At 46.5% G+C, this 23,995-nt stretch carries 19 protein-coding genes; 11 read left to right on the plus strand and 8 right to left on the minus strand.

All coding sequences use genetic code 11. The features are described 5' to 3' along the window. Nucleotides 1-36 precede the first annotated feature (36 nt). Nucleotides 37-948 carry a DNA ligase gene (locus L5M37_RS00975; RefSeq protein ID WP_263199071.1) on the minus strand — a complete coding sequence of 304 codons (912 nt, stop codon included), beginning with the start codon at nt 946-948 and terminating at the stop codon, nt 37-39. A gap of 280 nt (nt 949-1,228) precedes the next feature. Here L5M37_RS00975 and L5M37_RS00980 point away from each other — a divergent pair, with 280 nt between their 5' ends. After that, nucleotides 1,229-1,600 carry a diacylglycerol kinase gene (locus L5M37_RS00980; RefSeq protein ID WP_028760259.1) on the plus strand — a complete coding sequence of 124 codons (372 nt, stop codon included), beginning with the start codon at nt 1,229-1,231 and terminating at the stop codon, nt 1,598-1,600. A gap of 10 nt (nt 1,601-1,610) precedes the next feature. Here L5M37_RS00980 and hdfR read toward each other — a convergent pair whose 3' ends face one another. Further along, nucleotides 1,611-2,480, minus strand: coding sequence for an HTH-type transcriptional regulator HdfR (gene hdfR, locus L5M37_RS00985; RefSeq protein WP_131525547.1), 870 nt, complete (start codon nt 2,478-2,480; stop codon nt 1,611-1,613). 108 nt (nt 2,481-2,588) lie between these two features. Here hdfR and L5M37_RS00990 point away from each other — a divergent pair, with 108 nt between their 5' ends. The 3 genes from L5M37_RS00990 (at nt 2,589) to L5M37_RS01000 (ending at nt 5,309) form a co-directional block, all read left to right on the plus strand. Further along, entirely contained in the window at nt 2,589-3,038 is a 450-nt protein-coding gene (locus L5M37_RS00990; RefSeq protein WP_028760261.1) for a DUF413 domain-containing protein, read from the plus strand. A gap of 20 nt (nt 3,039-3,058) precedes the next feature. Next, on the plus strand, nt 3,059-4,066 hold the full coding sequence (locus L5M37_RS00995; RefSeq protein WP_105252744.1) for a RimK family alpha-L-glutamate ligase: 1,008 nt from the start codon (nt 3,059-3,061) through the stop codon (nt 4,064-4,066). A 379-nt stretch (nt 4,067-4,445) separates the two neighbouring features. Further along, nucleotides 4,446-5,309, plus strand: coding sequence for a hypothetical protein (locus L5M37_RS01000; protein ID WP_212599818.1), 864 nt, complete (start codon nt 4,446-4,448; stop codon nt 5,307-5,309). A 132-nt stretch (nt 5,310-5,441) separates the two neighbouring features. Here the strand turns inward: L5M37_RS01000 and L5M37_RS01005 are convergent, their stop codons facing one another. Continuing rightward, nucleotides 5,442-7,064: a M28 family metallopeptidase gene (locus L5M37_RS01005; RefSeq protein ID WP_263199072.1), complete on the minus strand. Its 1,623-nt coding sequence runs from the start codon at nt 7,062-7,064 to the stop codon at nt 5,442-5,444. Between the two features lie 210 nt (nt 7,065-7,274). On the opposite strand from L5M37_RS01005, the gene L5M37_RS01010 reads away from it, so the two are divergent. After that, nucleotides 7,275-8,300, plus strand: a complete 1,026-nt coding sequence (locus L5M37_RS01010) for a GGDEF domain-containing protein (RefSeq protein ID WP_028760265.1) — start codon at nt 7,275-7,277, stop codon at nt 8,298-8,300. A gap of 104 nt (nt 8,301-8,404) precedes the next feature. Here L5M37_RS01010 and L5M37_RS01015 read toward each other — a convergent pair whose 3' ends face one another. From L5M37_RS01015 to pdsO, 3 genes are all read right to left on the minus strand, one after another. Then, nucleotides 8,405-9,112 carry a class GN sortase gene (locus L5M37_RS01015; protein ID WP_219233729.1) on the minus strand — a complete coding sequence of 236 codons (708 nt, stop codon included), beginning with the start codon at nt 9,110-9,112 and terminating at the stop codon, nt 8,405-8,407. Between the two features lie 17 nt (nt 9,113-9,129). After that, nucleotides 9,130-11,457 (minus strand): marine proteobacterial sortase target protein, encoded by a 2,328-nt coding sequence (locus tag L5M37_RS01020; RefSeq protein ID WP_263199074.1) that lies wholly within the window; start codon nt 11,455-11,457, stop codon nt 9,130-9,132. Between the two features lie 87 nt (nt 11,458-11,544). Continuing rightward, nucleotides 11,545-12,375, minus strand: a complete 831-nt coding sequence (gene pdsO, locus L5M37_RS01025) for a sortase-associated OmpA-like protein PdsO (RefSeq protein WP_263199076.1) — start codon at nt 12,373-12,375, stop codon at nt 11,545-11,547. A gap of 258 nt (nt 12,376-12,633) precedes the next feature. Between pdsO and pdsR the strand changes: the two genes are divergently transcribed. From pdsR to L5M37_RS01040, 3 genes are all read left to right on the plus strand, one after another. Further along, the gene (pdsR, locus tag L5M37_RS01030; protein WP_006081337.1) at nt 12,634-13,326 is read left to right on the plus strand and encodes a proteobacterial dedicated sortase system response regulator; all 693 of its coding nucleotides are present in this window, start codon (nt 12,634-12,636) and stop codon (nt 13,324-13,326) included. 93 nt (nt 13,327-13,419) lie between these two features. Beyond that, a complete protein-coding gene (gene pdsS / locus L5M37_RS01035) occupies nt 13,420-15,579 on the plus strand; it encodes a proteobacterial dedicated sortase system histidine kinase (protein ID WP_028760269.1) in 2,160 nt (719 codons plus the stop codon). Nucleotides 15,580-15,808: 229 nt separating this feature from the next. Beyond that, complete coding sequence (locus tag L5M37_RS01040) at nt 15,809-17,008, plus strand: cystathionine beta-lyase (protein WP_173496578.1); 1,200 nt, start codon at nt 15,809-15,811, stop codon at nt 17,006-17,008. Nucleotides 17,009-17,164: 156 nt separating this feature from the next. Here the strand turns inward: L5M37_RS01040 and L5M37_RS01045 are convergent, their stop codons facing one another. Then, nucleotides 17,165-17,653 carry a CreA family protein gene (locus tag L5M37_RS01045; RefSeq protein WP_263199077.1) on the minus strand — a complete coding sequence of 163 codons (489 nt, stop codon included), beginning with the start codon at nt 17,651-17,653 and terminating at the stop codon, nt 17,165-17,167. Nucleotides 17,654-17,698: 45 nt separating this feature from the next. Further along, nucleotides 17,699-19,165 carry a molecular chaperone gene (gene yegD, locus L5M37_RS01050; protein ID WP_219252722.1) on the minus strand — a complete coding sequence of 489 codons (1,467 nt, stop codon included), beginning with the start codon at nt 19,163-19,165 and terminating at the stop codon, nt 17,699-17,701. Nucleotides 19,166-19,542: 377 nt separating this feature from the next. Here yegD and ppk1 point away from each other — a divergent pair, with 377 nt between their 5' ends. The 3 genes from ppk1 to L5M37_RS01065 all read left to right on the plus strand — a co-directional run bounded on the left by ppk1 (nt 19,543) and on the right by L5M37_RS01065 (nt 23,980). Then, on the plus strand, nt 19,543-21,714 hold the full coding sequence (ppk1, locus tag L5M37_RS01055; protein WP_028760273.1) for a polyphosphate kinase 1: 2,172 nt from the start codon (nt 19,543-19,545) through the stop codon (nt 21,712-21,714). A 42-nt stretch (nt 21,715-21,756) separates the two neighbouring features. Next, nucleotides 21,757-23,301: an exopolyphosphatase gene (gene ppx / locus L5M37_RS01060; protein WP_263185174.1), complete on the plus strand. Its 1,545-nt coding sequence runs from the start codon at nt 21,757-21,759 to the stop codon at nt 23,299-23,301. Nucleotides 23,302-23,695: 394 nt separating this feature from the next. Continuing rightward, nucleotides 23,696-23,980 carry a J domain-containing protein gene (locus L5M37_RS01065; protein WP_263199079.1) on the plus strand — a complete coding sequence of 95 codons (285 nt, stop codon included), beginning with the start codon at nt 23,696-23,698 and terminating at the stop codon, nt 23,978-23,980. The last annotated feature ends 15 nt before the right edge of the window (nt 23,981-23,995 follow it).

The raw sequence follows: 23,995 nt of genomic DNA on the forward strand, positions 1-23,995 counted from the left end.
TAAAGACTTATGCGCAATTTGATTTACTAGGAACGGCTACTCAGTTTCAACATCGGTTCTTACCCGTAAAAAACTGGCAAACCGCGGTAAACCGTTAACGGTAAGCCCAAGGTATTTATAGGTGATGATAGTGCCCACTGCGGGGGGATGTTGGCGCTCTGCGAGACTAAAACCTGTGCCAATACTAAAAATTCGGCCGTCTGGCGTTTGCACTTTTAATGCGCCCATCTGCCCTGCAAATTGACCTTTACCTGGGATATAAGCGATAACAGTAGCTTCAGCATCATAATAAGGTTTTAACTTCATCAGATGAGGATTGCGGCCACTGATATAAGTCGCAGAACTGCGATGCAGCATCAAGCCTTCGGCACCTTTTGCAACTAAGGCATCGAGTTTTTGATACAGGGCTTCAAGGCTTTCTACTTGGAACTGCACTATGACTTCAAGATAATTCGATTTGCCACTCAGTTCAGTCAGCGCAAATTGATAGCGATGCTGAAAGTCGCCACTCGCCTTGGGGACATCGAACACCATAAATCGCACTTTGCGCCAATCATCATCCTTAGCTGAGGTTTGTCGAACTAAACTCGACATCGCTTCAAACTGACCTCGCCCAAGCCATAATTCACCATCGAGGGGATAATTCGGAAAATTTACAGTAAACCAAATGGGTGTGGCGATGGCATTTCCCTGCCGAGTGAATAATTCCTTGCCATTCCAGTAACCTCGAACCCCGTCGAGTTTCTCACTAATCAAAAAATTTTGAATATTAATATCTTGCGAAGTTCGAGTCGCATCAAATTCGGTAGCAAGTTGTATGGCAGGTGGTGAGGTTTGTGCGTTAACCGAAAGAGTTAAACCGCAAAGTATAAGCAAGCTGAGCTTAAAAGTACTAAAACGGATGAAATGATTAAATGTTAAATTTTGTAACGGGTTTGTATGAGTCATTCCCTTGCCCACGCTGCAATATATCCTTCATCAAGCTTAGGCCGCACGGCTAAAGTTGCACTAAAATAACCGCAAAAGTCACTAACTCCCTAAGTTAACAACGAATGTTGATGATCAAATTTGCTCAGTTAATTGTTTATGCACTTTTCATCTCAGGCTATACTGCGGCCAAATTTATGACTCAGTCAAATGTTAACAAAGACAACAGTAGGGTTTATTCCCCCCTGTTTTGAATGAGCAGAACCTCAGCGCTTTGTCGCTAACGTCAATTGGAAACACTATGAAACCAGCCAATAATCACGGTATTAAGCGCATATTCAGAGCGACGGGATTTTCGATGAAGGGCCTAAAGGCCGCTTGGATCCACGAAGCCGCCTTCAGACAGGAATTAATCTTAACGATAGTCATGTTACCCGTAGCCTTATGGGTTGATATCAGCACTATTGAACGCCTTATGCTGATTTTCACGTTGTTTATCGTGTTGATTGTTGAGCTATTAAACTCGGCGATTGAAGCTGTGGTTGACCGTGTCGGCAGTGAAATACACCCATTAAGTGGCCAAGCCAAGGACATTGCCTCGGCTGCCGTCTTTATGAGTCTTGCGCTTTGTGGATTAACTTGGCTGGTTGTATTAACGCCGCTAGTGCTTTAATTCTTAGTTTCTAAACCGTTGCATGAACAACCATTGAGCCATCGTCCCTTAAAAAGTCGATGGCTTGTTTGATCTGGGCTAAGCGGTCATTCTCAGCCCAATACGCAAGATACACATTTCGTGAAATGGCATTCGCGCCGCTGACGAGATGCAATTCGCCGCCGCGCAATGCATGTTGCACTAGATGCTCAGGTAAAAATGCGCAGCCGCCATTATTCAAGATGAAATCTAACGCAATACGTGCTGAACTCGTGTGCAACGTTGGCACTGGCAGCGAGGCATATTCCTGCGCGTGAACAATATTGAACGCCGTACCCCAATCGACTTTTACATATTGCCCCGGCACAACCGCTTTTACCGTTTGACCTTTTAAGCTCGACACCAACAACAAATTAATTTGCCCCAGTTGCACTATCTCAAATTGATCAAGCTTTGGCGGATCGAATGAAATCGCAATATCTAAGGTGCGGTCAATTAGCTGACGCGTCATTGCATTCGCGGGTAGCACTTCGGTGCGCAACGCCACGCCAGGTAAACCGACATGCAGTCCCTGTAAATAACCTTGCAAGTAAGCGTCCCAAATATTCGGCCCTGCACCAATGGCAAGCTGAGTCGACTGTAACTGACTGAGGGAAACATCTTGCTTAGCCCGCTCCCATGCGGTTAACACCGCCTCGGCATGACCAAGCATACGTTCGCCTGCTGGCGTGGGCTGAATATTATTACGTTGCCGTTCAAATAAGGCGACACCCAAAATGCTCTCAAGCTGTTTCACCCTAAAGCTCACAGCGCTTCGGGTGAGATAAAGATTCTCAGCCGCTTTACCAAAATGGCGAGTACGGGAGACTTCGAGAAAGGTTTTTAGTAAATCGGTATCCATAAAAATTCTTGACCAACATAGGCAAATTTTTTTGATTTATAAATCAATAATACTAGCCAATACTCCAGTTGCAAATCTTTGTATATCAAAAACTAGAGGGTATCTGCCATGTCTGAACAGTCTTTTTTTAACGCTAACAAGGGTTCTGAGACGTTTAACGGCTCAGTTGCTGCCAGTTTTGTCTCTCAAAAACGTTTCTACGACGATGCTAATTTCCCCAAAGGCTTTAAACGAAGCGGCGATTTTACCAATAAAGAAGCTGAACTCCTTGAATTGCATGGTCATGCGATGAAGAATTTAGCGGAAGGAAAAACGCTGCCTTGCACCTCTGATGAAGCCCAATTTGTGGAAGTCGCCAAAGGAAATATCGCCCCCAGTAGCTTGTTAGAGCAGATCTGGGTAAAGTATCGCAGGCTCGCCATGGGGAAACCCTTTTATGCCGTGGTTGGTACAGTGCATTTGCCTGCAACCAAGCCCGAGATAGAAATAGAGGCTGAGGCTGTATTTGATATTGAAGATGATGTTCAGGATGAACCTGAACCCGAGGATAAAGAATGAAGATTAAGGTTTGCTACTAAATGCGTGGTTGGATTTTATATAAAGAAACCGCGACTCAGCTAAAACCTGAATGGTATGAAATTGAGCGTCTACTGGCGGCAGCAAAAGCCGATAACATAGAGTTGGAAGTTTACGCACCTGATGAATTTGATCTGACTGTCACCAGAGAAGATAACAAGAGTATTTTATTGAATGGGCAAGCCGTCGAGCTGCCCGATTTTATCATTCCGCGAATGGGCTCAGGCACGACCTACTTTGCTTTAGCCATTATTCGTCACTTAGAAAGATTAGGGGTATATTGCCTCAATCCATCTAAAGCCATTGAAATCGTTAAAGACAAGTTATTCTCCCAACAATTGTTGGCCGAGAAAAATCTGCCTACGCCTAAAACCATGTTGGTTAAATTCCCCGTCGATATCGCCCTCGTAGAACGCCATCTCGGTTTTCCTGTGGTGATAAAAACACTTTCAGGCTCACAGGGCAGTGGTGTGTTTTTATCCCATAAGGCGCGTGAATTTGACGATTTAATGCAGTTGATTGAAGCGACCAATAAAAACGCTAACATCATTCTGCAAGAGTTTATCGCTAACAGTCATGGGCGCGATCTACGCGTATTCACTATTGGTGGTCGTGTGGCGGGTTGCTATGAAAGACGTGGTCAAGAAGACAGCTTCAAAGCCAATGTCAGTGCCGGTGGTTCAGCGCGTCCATTTCAGATCACTCCTGAAATTGAATGGCTTGCCACCCAAACAGCCAATATTCTCGATCTTGATGTTGCAGGTATCGATTTATTGTTTGATAACGGCCATTACAAAATTTGTGAGGCTAACTCATCTCCAGGGTTTGAGGGCTTAGAGTCCTGTTTGAATGTGGATATTGCCGCGCAAATTTTGCATTTTATTCGCATCCGTTTAGGCATGTTTAATAAAGATGAACCAAGTAGCCCAAAAATCGTAGCTGATAGCGTAGAGGCTGAGACTTCTACCCCGTCACTTCTATCGTCTGCGTCCTCTATCGAGACGAAATAGAAGCACTAGGACATATCAATATCTAGCGGGATCGTACCGCTAGATATTCTCAATATCGATGATTCTCCACCATGTTTGTGTCTATATCCATTTGTATCTAGCCCCATTAACAACGCAACAATCCTAAAGCCGTTCAGGAAGGAAACACTTGTCCTTAGTCTTTCAATCCACAATTGATGTGATCGCTCACTCAAATTTCATTCAACCTCACGAGAACCAGCCCTACTTTTGTTTTGAATCACAATTTTTTGCATTTTTTAAAACATTTTGTTCACATTGAAAAATTTGCTGTTAAACTCCAAATGTTGTTTTTTTATAGCACTAAATTCTGACCTTATCGCTAAACATAATAAGAATAATGCAGGAGTCACTCCTTAACATGTCGATCCGCCTATTACCCCTAATCATAGCGTCACTGCTCAGCACTCAAGTGCAAGCCGATGATTTTACTATTCAGTTAGGCGGCTTTTATTCGCAATCAGACACCAATATGGAAGTCACTAACCCTGTTTCGGGTAATAATTTCACCTTAGATTATGAGTCCGATCTACAACTTGCAGAAAACGAATTTTTACCATTTATCGAGTTAAATTATCACTTTAACGAACGGCACAATATCTACCTAGACTGGAAACAGCTTCATCGTAACGCCGAAACCCAAGCCTTAACCAAACCCTTCCAGCTCGAGATTAACGACACCATTTACGATATCAAAGCAGGCGGTAATCTAAATTCAACCTTAAACATTGATGTACTGCGCTTCGGCTATGGCTATGATGTATTTCAAGGCAGTAACTATGATGTCGGTCTATCACTTGGTTTACATACTATGTTTATCAAGACAGGTTTTGAAGGGGTGATTGGTGTTTGCGCTTCATCGGAATTACTCAATAATGTCTGCGGTAGCCAAGCAATTCCGCGCATTGTTGACGAAAATGTCACTGCGCCACTGCCCGACATTGGCATATATGGTCAGTATGAATTTGTTCCCGGTTGGCAAATCACCAGCCATGCACAGTATTTTTACATCAAACTCAATGATGTCAAAGGCGAACTGGTTGATATTAAAGTGGGGGTTAATGCACAAATCACCCCAAACTGGCGAATGAGCGTGGCCTATAACTACTATAAAGTTGACGTTGATATCGCCCAAAATTCGCCGAATAAAGATACTCAAATCGCCGATTACAACATCTATTACAATTTTATTGGCCCTATGCTTTCTATCAGCTATTCCTTTTAATTCAATAAAAATCTCTTCCCATATTGTATTAAACACCCCTTCTCGCTCAAACTGTTGCCCGAACCCTGGCCCAAATTAGTGCGAAAAAATAAGGGCGCCTACTGGACGCCCTCATGATCCAACCCATTAAACCTATTTACGGCCATCCTGCTCACGTTTGGCTTTAAAGTCTGATGATTCAAGCCAATGGGGCCAATCTGAACCATTCGCTAAGGTGGTTATCATACTGGCGATCAAGTCTAGGTCTTGACTCACCCCCTCCAACGTCCAATTTGGATCATAATCATCGGCTCCTTGGTGATATTTATGCGCAATATAGTCAGGATCTGTATCTCCAAGACTCATAAATAACAATCCTGGTACACCTTGCTGGGCCAGCGCAAAATGGTCTGATCTAAACATCAATCCATTCTGTGGTCTTGGATCCGCTTTTACCGAACGGTCTTGGGCTTTGGCGGCTTTATCTAAGTATTGCTCCAACTCAGATACCCCTTCCCCATAGCGCAAAATGTAATCAACGCCTTTATTTACATTCATGCCATCGATATTTAAAAAGGCGACGATATTTTTGGTTGGCACACTGGGATGCAGAGCAAAATGCTGTGCACCAATCAGACCCGTTTCTTCTGCAGTAAAGGCACTGAAGAGCACCGAGCGATCCAGTGGCGCCGTGCTAGCTTGCTGTTTGAAGTAACGCGCTAACGCTAAAACCCCCGCCACACCGCTGGCATTATCGACAGCTCCGTTTAAAATCTCTGACTTACCGTCTTCAATCACAGTGCCAAGGTGATCCCAATGGGCATGCATCATCACCACTTCCTCGGGGCGCGTTTTACCGGGCAGTAAAGCCGCGACGTTATGGGACTCGGCGCGTTCAATTTTATTGTTTAACGTGAGCTGCGCGCTCAGCTTAAGTGGGATAGCCTTAAAGTTTGGCTTGGCTGCTTGCTGTTTTAAGGTATCAAAATCCAATCCCGCTTTGGCAAAGATTTTTTGTGCGGTTTCGTGCTGAACCCAGCCCATCACGCCCACTTGACCTTGGTTATTATTGGCATCGACCAGAGTAAACTTAGTCCCTGTGTTGGAGTTTTGCACCACACCCCAGCCATAGGCGGCAGGCGCTGTTTCGTGAACAATAAACACGGCCTCAGCGCCTTGACGCGCCGCTTCCTCATATTTATAAGTCCAGCGACCATAATAGGTCATAGCATTGCCTTTAAATATTGTTGGATCTTGGGTCGCAAAGCCGGGGTCATTCACGAGTACGATGACCGTTTTGCCTTTTACATCTAACCCTTGATAATCATTCCAGCCATATTCGGGTGCATTGATACCATAGCCAACAAATACCACATCGCTTTTATTCAGGCTCACGGTGTCAGCGATTCTTTGGGTTCTCGCGGTAAATTCACTGCCATTGGCAAATTTAAGTCCGCCAATATCAAGCTGCATGTTTTGATCGGCACTAATTTGCGCCAAAGGAACCGCCTGTAAATAGCTATCGCCAAATCCGGGTTTGAGACCCATATCTTTAAATGCTGTCACTAAATAGTCTAAAGTTAACGTTTCACCTTCAGACAAGGGCGCGCGTCCCCCAAAAGCATCACTCGCTAAGGTTTTCACATCGGTTCGGTATTGCACGAGATCGAGACTTTTCACAAATGCCGTTTCAGCAAAGACAGGTAATGAGATAGTGGCCAACAGACTTGTGGTTATGATTAAATTTTTCACAACTTTCTCCCAAGTTATTATCATTATTTGGTTTTAAGGATAGACTTTACCATATCATCTTTAATTTATGATGGAAGTCTTAGCGCAAACGGAGTCGCTACATCCAAGAGTAAACGGTAATCATGTCTCCATCTGACCGATATTCTTGTCGTTGACTTAAATCTGACTGCAACAGAATAAAAAATAGCGAAAATTTTAAAATATCCGTTTATTTTCATTGAGTAAGGTAACAATATGTCGCTAGAGTTATTACAAGCCGCTGCACTGAACCTCAAAAAAGCAGTGCCTCTGATGCTCAAACATAAAATTCCGACCACCCCCGTTAACTATGCGCTTTGGTACACTTATGTTGGTGAACAAAATCCCGAGTTAAATCAACAACTCGATACTGTTATTGCCCAATACAATACTTGCCCTCCTGTCAGTAGCGAAATCTTGTATCGCCAATATGTTGCCGACCCAGTTGAACTCGATGTCAGAGAAATGCGCCAAAATCTGGATGCTATGGTGACTGAGCTTTCCCAATCACTCAAAGATACCAATCTAGATGCCAATGACTTCCAGTCACGTATCGAAAGTAATTTTGAAAAGCTCAACCGCATCGAAGACGAAGGCTTTAGCGTTGAGCAAGTACTCGATCTGGTCCGCAGCTTAGTGAAAGAGTCGGACAATATTCGCTCGAGCACAGAGTTCTTTACCGGTCAGCTGCAGAAGGCTCAAACCGAAATAGACGCACTAAAGAAAAAACTTGAACAAACAGAAAAAGACGTTCTCTACGATGCACTGACGGGCTGCTTTAATCGCCGCGCCTTTGACACTGATTTTGCAGGAATGATAGCCCAAGCCCCCTTAGGCACTTGTGTGATCTTGGCCGATATCGACCATTTTAAAGTGTTTAACGACACCTATGGCCACCAGCTCGGCGACCAAGTGTTACGCGCCGTGGCGAAACGGCTACAGGAATCCTGCCGCGATGGCACAAAACTGTATCGATTTGGCGGCGAAGAATTTGCGATTATTGTCCCTAAAAGTCAGCTACGTATCGCAAGGCAACTGGCCGAAGCTATGCGCCGTGGACTCGAAAAACTCAGTTTAAAAGACAGACGCAAAGACGAACGCATCAATAATATCAGTGCTTCCTTTGGCGTCGCCCAATGGCAAGAAAAACAAACGGGTATGCAATTGATTGAAGCGGCAGACAAATTACTTTATGAAGCCAAGCGCTTAGGACGAAATCGTGTGCTGCCTATCAGTAACTGATAGTTATAACTTAGCTTGAAGCCGATAATTCAGCTTCAGGCTAAGATGATTAACAAATGAGCATTTTTTGAAAGCAACATGAAGGATTTAAAGTAGATTTCAGATTAATGTTTGAAACTGCGAGAAACAGTTCCAATATTCCCTTGCACGCCACTCCCTATTGAAACGGATACATTCGTACCGTGTGTTTCCATCGACTCATTTTCGACGGGTATCGCCTGCACCACAAACCGCAGTTCAGCACCACCTTGAAGTGAATCGAAGGGATAACACGTAATTAACGTTAAGCGATTATCATCGGATGGCGCCATAAATTGAGTTTCGGTTTCATGTACGACCTGAGTCGCCACCACTTCATAAATAATGTGATTGCCTTTAAGCGTTTGTAACGATAATCGACGCCCCACCGCCATGCCATTGAGTATCGCAAAATGCGTGTCCCTGTGGCCGGCAATCACAGTATTGCCTTTTTGCCCCGCTGGCGCACTGGACAACACCAGACTCGGACCAAAGGCCAAATTTCGCCCAGAAGCCCCCGCAAGAACATATAAACTGTCATTAAGCTCTGCTTCAATATTGTTGTTCGCCGCCACTTGCTCACGATGAATAGACAGCTTTGCCACGGGATAGGTATCCGCCCATGACCAAGGCTTATGGGATTGACCATCAGCCAAGGTTTTAGTCCACGCTTGTTCAATCAAATACTGGGCAAAGTGTGCTTTAGCTTGCATATAGAGTCCCTTTCCTAACAATGTTGCGCCAATTAAAAATAATCCCACCACTAAAAATCGCTGTGTTCTGCTTTTGCTCATCGCGCTTAACTCGTCGCTCATCGTTCACTGGCAAGTGCCACCAAGGCCGACTTCTCTTCACGTCTTTGTCGAAGAATCGATCCTGTAAGAACCAAAGCGAGTAGCAAGGTCAGCGCACCTAATAACATATCCAAACGGCTTGACGTCGCGGTTTGCGGCAAGGCTCCAAAAGGTTGCCAACCTAAGGGCAAGTGCTGACGAACCACGGCATCACGGCTCATTGCAGTTGAATCAATTGGGGTTAAGTCCACCGCCACTAAGCTGGTATAGGCGCTGACTAAGTGATAATTCATTGATAAGGCCGTCACTTGCTGTTTGACCTTGTCATCATTCGCGCCATTTTTACTCAACTCCAATGCACCAATCTGTTTACGCGCCCACAGTAAGTCTAAACCTGCACCTTGATGGGTCATCAATCCTGCGGAGTTGTCCTGCAGCGAGAGCGACTGTTGCCAGTTTTGATGCCCTTGCCGTCCTGAAATCACTAACTCCTGTGGCTCACGGGCGCTGCGCTTTAGACTCACGAGCACAGGCTCACCGCGGTACAGATCAGCAATCGGTGATGGCCAGTAATCGGGCACACTGCCATCATCAAAACGCACTTGAATATCGGTTAACACTGGATATTGAATTTTGCTGAGTAAGGCGCTGATCTTCTCATCGACTTCATCCACTTTGCCAATATAGGTAAAAGTGCCACGACCGAGTTCAGCCGCCCTTTGCATAAAGTGAGAATTAGGCGCCGAACCTATACCGACAGTAAATAGTCGGCTTTCACCTATTTGATAACGGATCAAATCAAATAACGCTTGTTCATTGCCCACAGAGCCGTCGGTCATAAAGATCACTTGGCGCAAAGGCTGCGTTGCATCAAGCGATACACTGCCCAAGGATTTTGGCAAGGCAGCATCCAGTGCCAACGCCATTTCAGTGCCACCATCGGCCTGTAAACGGCTCACAAACTGACGTGCCCGTGACAAATTCGACGAGGTCGCCGGTAATGGCACTGCTGAGAACTGAGACAAACTGGAGTTAAATTCGATAATGTTAAAACTGTCCTCCGGCTTCAGTCCTTTTAACGCGTATAACAGTGCATTTTTAGCTTGAACGATAGAATCCCCCGCCATAGAGCCCGAAGTATCAATCACTAAAATTAATTCACGGGGCAAACTCGGCTGAGTACTCTTTTCAACCTTAGGAGGCAACACCATGACGAGACTGTAATTATCATCATTTACGCCGCTGGTTTTATTTGTCTCAAGTGTATCCTGAGACAGATTTTCGTCATCGAGCTTATGGGTTTTACCTTGCTGATTAAACACCCAAGCCATTGGGCTCGTGCCCTGCTGTACTCGCCATTGCAGCACAAAATCACGATTAGCGGGCACACGTTGCGCCAGCGATACATCGACCGCGCCGCTGTTGTCTTGCACCGCGTCGCTGTTGTCTTGCTTGAGTTTGATGTCATGGTAAGGACTCTCAATGGACGCTTTATCAACCCCCTTTGCGAGTAAGACTTGAATGTCTGCCTTCAGCACAGGATCGCGTCCACTGGCGCCGTCCCGCACTGGTGCCACAATCCGGTCAGCATCAAACACCTGCGAACTTGTCACTCGGCTTGATTGGCGCACCTGTGCCATAGGATCATGTGAGTCGCTAGCACTTGAATCCGATGTTAATCCCGGAATATAACGGGGCGCGACCACCAGCGGAAAACGTAAACTAAACAAACCATCTTCATATTTAATGGTCTCCTGATAGCTTATTTCTACAATCAGCTCCTCTTGAGGTGCTAGGTTTGCGACTTCGGTCGTGAACATATTAGGCTGCTCTTGGCTCACTAAGCTGGCACGTTTGCCTTCAGCTTTCGCTTGCTCAAAAATCTGCTTGGCATCGGCCTTAGGATGAATTTGCCCTTCGATCACTCTCTGGCCTATATGTAATCGCAACGAATCCACCGCAGCCTCATTGGGCAGCGGGAACAAATATTGCCCATTCAACACAAATTCAGTGTTGTTGCGAAAAACCTGTTTCACGCTCACGCGATTACTTAAGCCAGAGACTTGCATCAACACTTGTGTATCAAGCGGCAAAGATGGCACCCATGCACCGCTCGGCTGACGATAAAGCAACAGCCCCTGCGTAATATCATCGTAATTAATGATGTGTGACTCTGTGTTATGTTGCCCGACCAATGCCGAAGCCATATTCTGTGGCGCAGACAATGTGCCGGTACTATTAGGCGAAGCCAATGCCACAAAGGGCAAACCCCAACACACGGCGGCGCTGATCAGCAATACCGCTACCGCTTCACTCACTTCTTTTACCCTTTTCCCTGTGATCATCACAAAGGCTTCCTCTATTAACAAATATGAACTGATGTCGGTCGTCGTTAATATGAACGACGTAAAATGGACTACTTAAATTGACCGCTAGTCAGCAGCATGCCTGGCCGTCAAGGCCAAATGAGGCTGTAGTGTTAATGTCACGCGGCGGTCGAACACATCCGATTCTCTGTCTTGGTCGGCTTGCAAAGGCGATAAAGCACCAAAGGCTTGAGTGGTCATACGCTCGGCAGTGACGCCTTGCTTAATCAGGTAGCCACGCACCTCCAGTAGACGCTGCTCAGAAAGGGCTTGGTTGTAACTCTCATCACCACGGCGGTCGGCATAACCCTTCAGCTCAAGATTGAGTTCTGGTGACAAATTCATCACCTCAGCCACATCATCTAATTGGGGCAAAAAATGCGATTCAACCTCAGAGGAACCGGTACGAAACTGTACGCTAAGCCCCAAAGCAAGTTCACTGAGCAATTGACGTTGTGCTGACAGCAACTCATCAAGCTCTTGCTGCGCCTTGGTATATTCGCTCGCCCGTTTTTCAGCGGCTTGCTGTTTTACACTCCACTCGGATAACTGGGACTCTTGCAAATGGATCTGTCTTTGCTGAACATGCAGTGTGTCTGTATCGCTGACCGATTTGCCAATTAAGGTGCCTGTGAACGCACCAATAATCGCCCCCACTGGACCACCGACTAACGCCCCTACTAAGGCTCCACCACCGAGGCCAATTAAGGCTTCCGGTTGTTCGTCCTCGCTTGCGTATTCGTCATCCATCGCGATACCGCTAAAATAGGCATCATTTTCTAGGGTGAGGTCTTGTCCTATCACTTGGTTTTGAAGTGAAACCCGCGCTGACACACTGGCTACAGGTGTGCTTAATAAACTCAAAACCAATAGATTAATTAGTGTCTTTTTCATCATCTCATTCCTTTTTGATTATTAGCTGAGCTTGGACTCGTACCTGAAGCAATCCACTCAACACCACATCAGGTCAAACGGGTACAAAACTGAATGGGGCTATTAAACACAAGTGGAATGGCATGAGCAGGGATGGAAAATGGCAATACAACTATCAATTGTGGCAACAAAATGGCAATTGCATTTGTGGCCTTTTTTCTCGGGTAAAATCCTGTATAGTCACGAAAACTTACTCCCCCAAGTCAATAGGAATACGGCTCTATGAAGCGTATCGCCATAGTGGAAGATGAAGCGGCCATTCGCGAGAATTACAAGGACGTGCTGCAACAACACGGTTACAGCGTGCAAACCTACGCCGACAGACCATCGGCCATGCTAGCCTTTAATACCCGTTTACCGGATTTAGCCATTATCGACATCGGCTTAGGTAATGAAATTGACGGCGGCTTTATGCTATGTCAGTCATTGCGCGCCATGTCGAGCACGCTGCCGATCATCTTTTTAACCGCCCGTGACAGTGACTTTGATACTGTGTGTGGCCTGCGTTTAGGCGCCGATGATTACTTGAGTAAAGAAGTGAGTTTTCCCCATTTAACCGCACGACTAGCCGCATTGTTTCGACGCTCTGAACTTGCGGCCAGCCAAACGGCGCAGGAAAATCTGCTCGAACGTGGCCCACTGACCATTGATGCCAACCGCATGCAAGTCTATTGGAACCAGTTACCAATCGAACTTACCGTGACCGAATTTTGGATGGTGCATGCGTTAGCCAAACATCCAGGCCATGTACGCAGTCGCCATGAATTAATGCAAGAGGCTAAAATCTTTGTCGATGACAGCACTATCACCTCCCATGTGAAACGCATTCGCAAAAAGTTTATCGCTACCGCGCCAGAGTTTGATTGTATTGATACTGTCTATGGTATGGGTTATCGCTGGGACAGCTTGGCCTGATCTATGGCTTAACAAACCTTTAAGCGCGCGGCGTTGAACCAGATAACCTTGGATGAATGAACTTTTAAACCCATTAATGCTGATCCTTAACTTATGACACGTTTCCCCTTTGGTCTACGCACTAAAGTCATCGGCCTTAGCCTGTTCTTGCTCTGCCTACCTTGGCTGGGGTACCAATATGTGTGGGAAATGGAAAAGTATCTTCGCCACGGCCAAGAACGCACCTTAGAAGGCACCACTCAAGCACTGGCCACCGCGCTGCACGAGCGGCCGAAATTGTTCGATGGGCAAGCGAGTTTTTTAAAGCAAGTGGAAAAAAGCCGCGATCTATACGCCTATCCACTGGCGGGGGCGATTCTACTCGACGGCAAACTCAACGAATGGCAGGAATATCAGCACAGATTTATCCAATACGGTGAGGCGCACCAAATTATGCGTGCCGATCCGAACGCCCCCCTGACCTTAAGCTTTACCCACATGGTCGGACAATACGATGGTTATCTGTATGCTTTTTTTCAAGTCATTGATCCAACAGTGGTACTGCGGGGTAAAAATGCCCTAAGTGTCGATAGAAACGATCATCTCTCGATTGCAACACTCGCGCCCGACAATAAATTCAAACGCTATATCGTTGCCACGACTCAACCCGGCTGGATCAGCGCCTTCGAATTACCCGCTAATCCTAAGCAAACGGTGCCTGTTACACCTGAGGTACGTATCCAAGGACAATGGGCGACGACAGATGTGGGCTACAATGTCGAGCTGCGTATTCCCTTAGACATGGTCGGCAGCAAACTCGGATTTGCCATTGCCGATGTCAACGACAGCAAATACCGTGATGTCGCTGCAGTTGTCGGCACCTCGGCCTTAGATACGGTCGACAATCTCGGCACAGTGCTGGTACCATCACCGGAAATTGAAAGTATTATCAAAGGCATGAGCCACTATAGCTCACGTATTTGGGTGGTCGATAAACACGGTCGCGTACTGGCAAAATCCGGCGACATTCGCGCGAATGACAGTGTATGGACCCGCACCTTAGAAGATGAAAAGAGCACCGCGCTGTGGGATACCTTCAAGCGTGATTATCTGCATCCGCTGTACTATAAAATTCTCACTAAACCGCCCAAAGACTTTATTGATTCCTTACAAGATTCCACCGAGCTTGACGGCAGTCATATCCAAAAAGCCCTCGCGGGTCAGCAAAGTTCGACTTGGCGGTTAACCCCAGACAACAAAGCTGTGGTACTCGCCGCCGCGAGCCCCATTTGGATTGATAACAATGTGATGGGTGCCGTCGTCGCCGAAGAAACCACCCACGGAATTCGAACCCTACGCAACCGAGCGCTGGAAAAACTCTTTAACGTGATTTTGACCATAATGAGTATGGGCACCTTGGCGCTGTTCTTCTTCGCCTCGAGTATTTCTAACCGCATTCGTAAATTGCGAGATGAAGCCGAAAATGCCATCGACAGCCAAGGCCGTGTGCGTAATCACCTCAAACCGTCGAAGGCTCGGGATGAAATTGGCGATCTGTCCCGTAGCTTCTCTAGCATTGTGGGGCGACTGGGTCAGTACACTCACTATCTAGAAAACATGTCGTCACGCCTGTCCCATGAGTTACGTACGCCCGTGGCTGTGGTGCGTTCATCCCTTGAGCATTTAAACCTGCAGACCTTAGATAAAGACACGCAAAAATATGTCGACCGAGCCCAAGAAGGTGTCAGCCGCTTAAGCATGATTTTAAACAACATGAGCGAGGCAACACGCTTAGAGCAGAGTTTAACGCAGGCCGATATCACTAAGTTCCCACTCTCACAAGTGGTCAGCGGTTGTATGCAAGGTTATCAAATGACCTATCCAGAACAAGGCTTTAGTGTGAAAGTGCCCGAGCAACCACTGATGATGCAAGGTGTGCCAGAATATATCGCCCAGTTAATGGACAAACTTATCGCCAACGCCATTGAGTTTTGCCATAAAGACAGTGCTATCGAAGTCACACTCACCCAAGTGGGTAAGCAAGCAACTCTGCTTATCAGTAACTTAGGGCCTGAACTGCCCATTGATATGTCGGAGCAGATTTTCGATTCCATGGTGTCGGTACGGATTAATCAAGCCCAAGATAAACCCCACCTAGGCTTAGGTCTGTATATCGCGCGATTGGTCGCCGAGTTCCACCAAGGACAAATCCTTGCCCGTAATCGCAGCGAACATAATGGTGTAGATATCCTTGTTACCTTACCTTTAAATTAAGAACATACGGGCTTTAAGTTAAGCGTGTTACAGCTTTTAAGCCCTGCGTCATAATCTCAACAGCTAAAATACAGGAGGCCAATAACATGAGCCAAACTCATCACGCGCCTCCTGTCATTTATGCGGGTAGATGCTAAGATGACCGCCATAACAATCGATAAGAAACGCCAATTATTCTCCCAAATTGTTCAACCTCTTCGTTCAACCTAAATGCCAAGGTAATGATCCAATGACAGATAAACATCATCAAGCCACCCAAATCGTCAGCTTAGGTCGAGACAAAAAATGGACCAAAGGCGTGATCAATCCGCCCGTCTTTCGCGCTTCGACTATCGTCTTCGAAACCATGGATGAAATGCGCCACGCCGCGAAAAATAAAACCAATGGCGAGATGTTTTATGGCCGCCGTGGCACCCCAACCCATTTTGCCTTTCAGGCCGCGATTGCCGAACTAGAAGGTGGCGTCGGTACGGCGCTGTATCCTTCTGGCGCTGCGGCGATCAGTGCGGCGCTACTGTCATTTTTAAAAACGGGCGATCACCTGTTAATGGTTGATAGCGTGTATGAGCCAACGCGGGATCTGTGCACCCATATTCTCGGCGGTTTTGGTATCGAAACCACCTATTACGATCCGCTGATTGGCGCAGGCATTCGCGACCTCATTCGCCCCAATACTAAGGTGCTGTTTTTAGAGTCTCCGGGCTCCATCACCATGGAAGTGCAAGATGTACCGACCTTGTGCCGCATCGCCCACGAACATGGGCTGATCACTATGCTGGACAATACTTGGGCCTCGCCCATCAATAGCAAACCCTTTGAAATGGGTGTAGATATCTCAATTCAAGCGGCGACCAAATACATCGTCGGTCACTCGGATGTGATGATAGGCACGGCCACGGCCAACGAAAAATACTGGCCACAATTACGTGAACACAGTTATTTGATGGGACAAACCACATCGCCAGACGATGTGTACCTTGCTGCCCGCGGCCTACGTACCTTAGGCGTGCGTATGGCGCAACATGAAAAAAATGCCCTGCAAGTGGCCAACTGGTTGAAAACCCGGCCAGAAGTCGATCATCTGCGTCACCCCGCATTCGAGACATGCCCTGGGCACGAATTCTTTAAACGCGACTTTAGTGCCTCCAACGGCTTGTTCTCCTTTATCTTAAAACAGGGCGATGGCGATGCGGTCACCGCACTGGTTGAAAATATGAGTCACTTTAAGATGGGCTTTTCTTGGGGCGGCTACGAGAGTTTAATCCTCGGCATTTTCGGTATTGAAAAAATCCGCTCGGCGACTCAATGGGATGCGAGCAAACCTTTGATCCGTTTACATATTGGTTTAGAAGATCCCGCTGATTTAATCGCCGATCTCAGTGCTGGGTTTGAACGCTTTAACGCAGTATTGGCGGCCAAAGCTAAGTAACGATATTTAATGTGCTAAGTGCTAGCAGAATATAAAAAAGGGGCTGAATAAATATTCCGCCCCTTCTCTTATCGATACTGACACAAATACGAATTTTTATTGCAATATCATTATGCTTATCGCAAATAAACCGCTAAATCATAAACCCTACGGTGATTAATTCGCTTTCGTTCCAATACTTAATGCAGAATCGACCCAAGCCGCAGAGCCATAAAGCGGCACTGTTGAGAGCGCATGTTTATGGCTGCCATTGGTCTCTTTCGTCGAATAGGACAAATACAACAGAGTCTGATTTTGCGCATCGTAAATTCTACGCACTTTTAATGACTTAAATAAAATACTCAGGGACTCAGTGAAAATCACTTCGCCGTGTTTCCCCATGTCTATCTTCGCCAGATCGGCCGCAGTAATTGGCCCAGTTTGACGGCAACTGATCCCCATATCGGACGGATCGGCAAAATCTAAATTGGCTTCGATACGACTGATATGGCAAGTCACCCCAGGTATTTTAGGATCATTTTTAGCATCAATAATCACATCTTTAGTGGTAAAAAGCCCTAAGCTCACCTTACCCACATCGTCACCACAACCCGCAAGCAATAGACCTACAGAGGCCGCAAACGCACACTTCAACAGAGTTTTCATTCATACATCCTTTTACATTAGTGCTGATATGCTAGCGCTTATATATTAATGCGTAGCGAATAGCTTTTGTGCCCAGCGGGTTAATCCGGCTGTCACAGAGCCAAAGTGATCGCCGACCACGACCGGAATATCGGGATAAATACCAGCGATTTTCGCATAAATCGCAGGGCTTCGTGCCGTACCACCCGTCACGTAAATCACATCGGGTTTACACTCTGCTTCAGCGGATAAATCCTCTGTTGCTGAGCGGTTTACCGCGACATTTGTTGCAGCCAAAGTTTTTGCAGCTTGCGTGAGCGCTTGGTGCATCAGGGCTTCCACTTTCGTCAGCGACGGCTCAATGGCATTTTCAAACAATTCACGACTCACACCCGCGTGCAGCGCCGCTTCGATAAAATCCAGATTAACATCAGTATTATCGGTATCTGACAGTGCAATTTTCGCACGCTCGGCTTGGCGAACCAGTTGATAGCTTAACTGCTGCTGTTGCACCTTTAACAATCGCTTCAGTAACTGTGGCTGCTCGGCTTCTTTAACCAATTCATCAATCAATTTACGGCTACTTAAGGTACTGAATTCTCGCTGGGCGCTAATATCATTCACTGCGACCGCATTCCAAAATGTTTTACTGGGCATAGGTTTGCCATTGATCATCAAGGAACCTAAACCAAAGTGCGGCATAAAGGCATTCATTGCAAGGGCGATATCAAGATCGTTACCGCCGATCCGCTGGCCGCTGTGACCGAGGAAATCTTCACTGCGATCCGCTTTTTGTTTATGGGCGGGTCCCATTTTTACCACAGAGCAGTCCGTTGTACCGCCGCCTACGTCAACGACCAATACCGTTTTGTTGTCGGTCAAGGTCGCTTCATAATCCATCCCCGCCGCTAACGGCTCGAACAGAAAATCAACGTCGATGAAACCCGCGCGTTTTGCCGCTAAGGTCAAAATGGCTTCGGCCTGACGGTTACTCTCTTCACCGCCTATGCCTTGAAAGTTCACCGGACGACCAATAATCGCATGGGTGATCATCGCAGTGCTACCCTGTTTAACAAGGTCTTTTTCAACTAACACAGATTCGGCGCGCACTTTAATATGCTGCATCATCAAGGTAACAATATCTTCAAACAGGGCCACTTGTTCGGGTCTAAGCCCTGTCGCGCCTAAAAAAGATTTTGGCGAACGGACATAGAATCCCTCCTCCGGCATCTCTAAATACGCGCTCACCGCCTGCTCGCCAACAAATACAGCCTGAACATCGGCATCGAGATCTAACTCATGGCGCACCATACGGGCGCGACTCAATTGCGCGGCGCGCTTTTTGGCGTAATCGGCTTTTAATTCAGTGGGAAGGCCACGATAAACCGCCTCGGCGATCAGTTCCCTGTCCATCGCGTATAAGGTCGAAGGCAAATAAGCTGATTGCTCTGATAACGCCAATAACTGCACACCATCATCCAGCATGATCCCTACGGCGCAGTTAGCACTACCATAATCAAATCCAACAAACATACCTTTATACTCCCGCGATAAAAAAGCCGAGCAAGATAACATAGTTTGCGATAATGCCCAAGGAGTTAACACTGACGGATTTATTCTCCAGTAAGCCACGCTTGCACAGTTTCTCAAGGCTTAAATCGCAGTGACGCGAACAGAGTTTAAGCTCAATCCAAGATGATCATCATAAGGTCATATTTCTGTCACACTCGTCATCAAGTTGACATATTTCCCTCGTATCTTTATCCCAGATAAATCCCAGACTGATTTTGGCGTGTACGCAATATTTATCATTGAAATTCCTTCACTTGTCGGCAGTAAATCTGATTGCACAACGGCGGATGAATGCTATTGTATATTGCGCCATGACGCTTGCTTAAAGGAGCTGTGCAGTGTCCCCGAATACCGATAAACTTTCGATTGATAAAGAACTCTCTTGGTTGTCTTTTAATGAGCGGGTATTGCAAGAAGCCTGCGATCACAATGTTCCCTTAGTGGAGCGAGTGCGCTTTTTAGGGATATTTTCCAATAACATGGATGAGTTTTTTAGGGTGCGTGTGGCTGCGGTCAGACGCTCCATTTTGCTGTCATCCCTGCAGGAAGGTCGCAGTAATAGCCGCCATTTAATGGCCAAGATCCAATCGAAAGTGATGGCATTGCAAGAAAGGTTCGATGGCATCTACACGGATTTAATGCGCGAACTTGTACGTCGTAATATTTTGTTAATCAATGAGAAACAATTAAGCGAGTTCCACAGCGACTGGCTGAAAAAGCATTTTAGAGATCATTTCAAACGCCATATCGCGCCGCTTATGGTCAATAATAATCGCGATCTGATCAAGCAAATCAACGACGACGCCACCTATTTGTGTGTGTGTTTGTTCACCAAAGCTCGCCGCCAATATGCCTTAGTCGAAGTGCCGACTAAAAATGTACCGCGGTTTATCGAACTCCCAGCCGAAAAGAGTAAAGCGAAAAAATATCTGATTTTATTAGATAACATTATTCGCCACTGCGTAGATGAACTCTTTGGTCCCTTCTTCGAGTACGATGCTATCGAAGTGTATTCGATGAAGTTAACCCGCGATGCCGATTTTGATATCACCGACGAGCTTGAACAAACCCAGCTTGAGAAAATGACCAAGGGATTGAAAAAACGTCTTACCGCCGAGCCTGTACGCTTAGTGTACGACAAAGAAATGCCTGAACACATGTTAGTTATGCTCAAAGAAAACCTGAACATCAGCTCGACTGAATGTTTGATCCCAGGCGGGCGTTACCACAGCTTTAAAGACTTTATCGCCTTCCCCAACCCGAGCCGCGACTACCTCGAAAACGAAAAACTACCGGCGCTCAATAGTGCAGGTTTTGGCCGCAGTGCCAACAGTTTCGATGCGATTCGGATGGGCGATATCATGCTCAATTATCCGTACCATAAGTTTTCCCACTTTACCGAAATGGTGCGCCAAGCGGCCTACGATCCGGCGGTGCGCTTTATTCGAATTAACTTATATCGAGTCGCGAAAAAATCCCATGTGATGCAATCGCTTATCGATGCAGTGAAAAACGGCAAACAAGTCACCGCAGTCATTGAACTCAGAGCCAGATTCGATGAGCAATCCAACATCGAATGGACCCGCATCTTGGCCGAAGCGGGCGTCAAAGTTCACCACGGTATCACCAGTTTAAAAGTGCATTCCAAGTTGTGCTTGATTGGCCGCGAAGAACAAGGTGAAATCAAACTCTATTGTCACGTTGGCTCTGGCAACTTTAACGAAGGCACAGCGCGGGTCTACACTGACTTGTCGCTGTTCACCGCCAATCAAGAGATTGCCCGTGAAGTGGAGCAAGTGTTTGACTTGATTGAACATCCGTATCGCCGCGATAACTTCCAGCATTTAATCGTGTCGCCCTACGATGCCAGACAAAAACTGAGTCACTTAATTGATAATGAAATCGTTAATGCCCAGAGCCATATGAAGGCGGCGATTACCTTAAAATTAAATAACTTACTCGATGAATCCTTGGTCCAAAAACTCTATGAGGCTTCAGCCGCTGGGGTCAAAATCAAGTTACTTATTCGCGGCATGTGTTCGCTTATCCCGCAAATTCCGGGGATCAGCGACAACATCGAAGTCTATAGTATCGTCGACCGATTCCTCGAACACTCGCGGGTGATGCTGTTCCACGCGGGTGGAGAGAACAAACTCTTTATCTGCTCCGCCGACTGGATGAGCCGCAACATAGATAATCGCGTCGAAGTGAGTGTGCCGATTTATGATCTGCGCCTAAAACAGATGATAATGGATATTTTATCCTTACAGTTCAATGACAACACTAAAGCACGTGTCATCAACAAGGAACAAAGTAATCCTTATCGGAATCGCGGTAACAAACGAAAAGTGCGTTCTCAAATTGCCATTTATCAATATCTGATTAATTATGAGAAGCGCCAACTGCAAGAATTTAATGCCTTACGTATGTCCACCCATGAGGGTGACGCTGAGCGAGAAGTGAAAACTCAGCCTGACATAACACCTGAGTTACGGGCCAAAGCCAGCTAATCGCTGGCTTTATATCGCTTTGATTGCCTAAGGATAATCCGATTGGTAACCACATATTCGCACACACAGTCACACGCTACGCCCAGCAATGTACTCGCAAACTCTAAATCGCGCCACTTTGTCGCCATCGATATGGGGTCGAACAGTTTTCATCTGGTCATTGCCCGCGAGCAAGATGGCAGTTTGCAGATTTTACATAAAGAAAAACAACAGGTTCAGCTCGCCACTGGGCTCAATGCGCAAAATATTCTCGACAATGACGCCATAGAACGTGGGCTCAATTGCCTACGGGATTTTAACCAAAGATTTTCCAATCTCGACCAAGCGCAAGTGCGATTAGTCGCCACCCACACTCTGAGAATTGCCAAAAACCGCGATCAGTTTATCGAGGCTGCACTCGCCATCATGCCCTATCCGGTGGAGGTCATTTCGGGCCATGAAGAAGCGCGTTTGATTTATAACGGTATTGCCCAAAGCCAAGTGCTAGGGAAAAGTAATTTAGTCATCGATATCGGTGGCGGTTCTACCGAAGTTGTGATCGGCCAGAAAAATACCCCAACTCAGTTATCTAGCCTGCGCTGCGGTTGTGTGAGTTTCAATGAGCGTTTCTTTATTGATGGGCTCATCACCCCAGCCTCATTTCGTGATGCTCAAAGCGCGGCCGACAAACAGTTCGCCTCGCTCTCCAAGGAATATTTCGCGGGCGGCTGGGAGCTGACGTTAGGCAGCTCAGGCACAGTGAAAGCCATCTGCGAAGCGATTCAAGAAGAACACGGCGATGAAACTATCACGCTGCCACGACTAAAACAGCTCAAAATCAAGTTGATCAAATGTGGCCATATTAGCCAAATTCAATTTGCCAATGTCGATGATAAACGCATTCCTTTAGTGCCCGCCGGACTTGCCATTTTAATCAGCTTTTTTAGGCGCTTACCGATACAAAAGCTCGAGTTTAGCCCAGGAGCACTGCGTGAAGGCGTACTCTATGAACTGGCCAAGATTGGTCAGTATCAGGATATTCGCCACCGCACCGTCGACAGTATTGCCCAGCTTTATCATATCGATATGGCCCACGCCGCTAAGGTACGCGACACCGCCATGGCCTTGTTTGAACAGGTCGCCGATGAATGGCAATTAAGGCCCCATGCACGCTTGCTCGCCTATGGCGCAACCTTACATGAAATCGGGCTACACATTAATTCAAAGTCCCTGCACAAACACGGTGGTTATATCATCAGCAACAGTGACTTACCCGGGTTTAGTGAAGCCTTGCAGCTGGATTTAGCGCGGCTTATCACCAATCACAGAAAAAAGCCCAACGAATTAATGCTCGCCGAACTTGAGCCCAACCATAAGCTCACGTTGAATCGCCTGCTCTGCCTGCTGAGGCTCGCTGTCTTACTCAACCTTGGCCGTATCGCTAAGACGCTGACCTTAGATCATATTAAAGTGATCCCCGATGGACTCATGCTAGTGCTACCGAGCCACAAGCGAAAAATCAGCCTGTTTATGAAGGATTTACAGCGGGAACAGAAGCAAATGCTCACCCTTGGGATGAACCTGCGGTTAGTGTCTAGTCTGACTTAGCGGTTACGGCGTTAGCTCAGCCGAACGTGGCAGAGGCGAGTGTGGGTTAGCTCTGTGTGAATGATTTTAGCGAAGGATTCGGTGCTAAAATATTGCCCAGAATCGAGGGCAATTATCTCGCCTAAAAACAAGGTTAAGTTAGCTGTCAATCTGGCTTGGCAACGGAATTTCAACAGCATAGCGGTTGACTTAATCCATGCGCCACGACAGATTAAAGTTTAAAGGATTTTTAACCCTTCACTAAAGCACAAATTCCTGCTCGCGCGTTTGCCGCTGAGTGGGGATTTCTGCTATCATCCACGGCTGACTAATCATAATTCCACGAATTTAAAGATAATCAGAGTCAAACCCTTTTTATCTCGCGATATCAGCCCCATCGCCTGCAGGTACAAGTATGATTAACCACTTTAGTGTGCTTGGTATAAAACCCAGTGCCAAAGAAGACGACATTAAAAAAGCCTATCGACGGCTGTCAAACAAATATCATCCCGACAAGTTGTTAGGCACCTCGGAAGAGGAAAAGCAGCAAGCCGCCGTACAACTTGAACGCGTTAAAAATGCTTATGATGTGTTGTCCGATCCTAAGCGACGTAACGCGTTTATCAAAGATTTCAATAACGTCATAGTGACCGATCCCGCGAGCGCCATGCGCGAGCTGTGGGATCAATTTTATCCTTGAGCGTTTTCTAGAGTA

This window comes from Shewanella sp. SM69, assembly GCF_025653985.1.
In the GTDB taxonomy this organism is placed as follows: domain Bacteria; phylum Pseudomonadota; class Gammaproteobacteria; order Enterobacterales; family Shewanellaceae; genus Shewanella; species Shewanella oncorhynchi.

Coding starts and splice junctions, on each gene's coding strand:
- L5M37_RS00975 (WP_263199071.1), bottom strand. CDS start 948: ATGACTCATACAAACCCGTTACAAAATTTAACATTTAATCATTTCATC.
- L5M37_RS00980 (WP_028760259.1), top strand. CDS start 1,229: ATGAAACCAGCCAATAATCACGGTATTAAGCGCATATTCAGAGCGACG.
- hdfR (WP_131525547.1), bottom strand. CDS start 2,480: ATGGATACCGATTTACTAAAAACCTTTCTCGAAGTCTCCCGTACTCGC.
- L5M37_RS00990 (WP_028760261.1), top strand. CDS start 2,589: ATGTCTGAACAGTCTTTTTTTAACGCTAACAAGGGTTCTGAGACGTTT.
- L5M37_RS00995 (WP_105252744.1), top strand. CDS start 3,059: ATGCGTGGTTGGATTTTATATAAAGAAACCGCGACTCAGCTAAAACCT.
- L5M37_RS01000 (WP_212599818.1), top strand. CDS start 4,446: ATGTCGATCCGCCTATTACCCCTAATCATAGCGTCACTGCTCAGCACT.
- L5M37_RS01005 (WP_263199072.1), bottom strand. CDS start 7,064: ATGATAATAACTTGGGAGAAAGTTGTGAAAAATTTAATCATAACCACA.
- L5M37_RS01010 (WP_028760265.1), top strand. CDS start 7,275: ATGTCGCTAGAGTTATTACAAGCCGCTGCACTGAACCTCAAAAAAGCA.
- L5M37_RS01015 (WP_219233729.1), bottom strand. CDS start 9,112: ATGAGCAAAAGCAGAACACAGCGATTTTTAGTGGTGGGATTATTTTTA.
- L5M37_RS01020 (WP_263199074.1), bottom strand. CDS start 11,457: ATGATCACAGGGAAAAGGGTAAAAGAAGTGAGTGAAGCGGTAGCGGTA.
- pdsO (WP_263199076.1), bottom strand. CDS start 12,375: ATGATGAAAAAGACACTAATTAATCTATTGGTTTTGAGTTTATTAAGC.
- pdsR (WP_006081337.1), top strand. CDS start 12,634: ATGAAGCGTATCGCCATAGTGGAAGATGAAGCGGCCATTCGCGAGAAT.
- pdsS (WP_028760269.1), top strand. CDS start 13,420: ATGACACGTTTCCCCTTTGGTCTACGCACTAAAGTCATCGGCCTTAGC.
- L5M37_RS01040 (WP_173496578.1), top strand. CDS start 15,809: ATGACAGATAAACATCATCAAGCCACCCAAATCGTCAGCTTAGGTCGA.
- L5M37_RS01045 (WP_263199077.1), bottom strand. CDS start 17,653: ATGAAAACTCTGTTGAAGTGTGCGTTTGCGGCCTCTGTAGGTCTATTG.
- yegD (WP_219252722.1), bottom strand. CDS start 19,165: ATGTTTGTTGGATTTGATTATGGTAGTGCTAACTGCGCCGTAGGGATC.
- L5M37_RS01065 (WP_263199079.1), top strand. CDS start 23,696: ATGATTAACCACTTTAGTGTGCTTGGTATAAAACCCAGTGCCAAAGAA.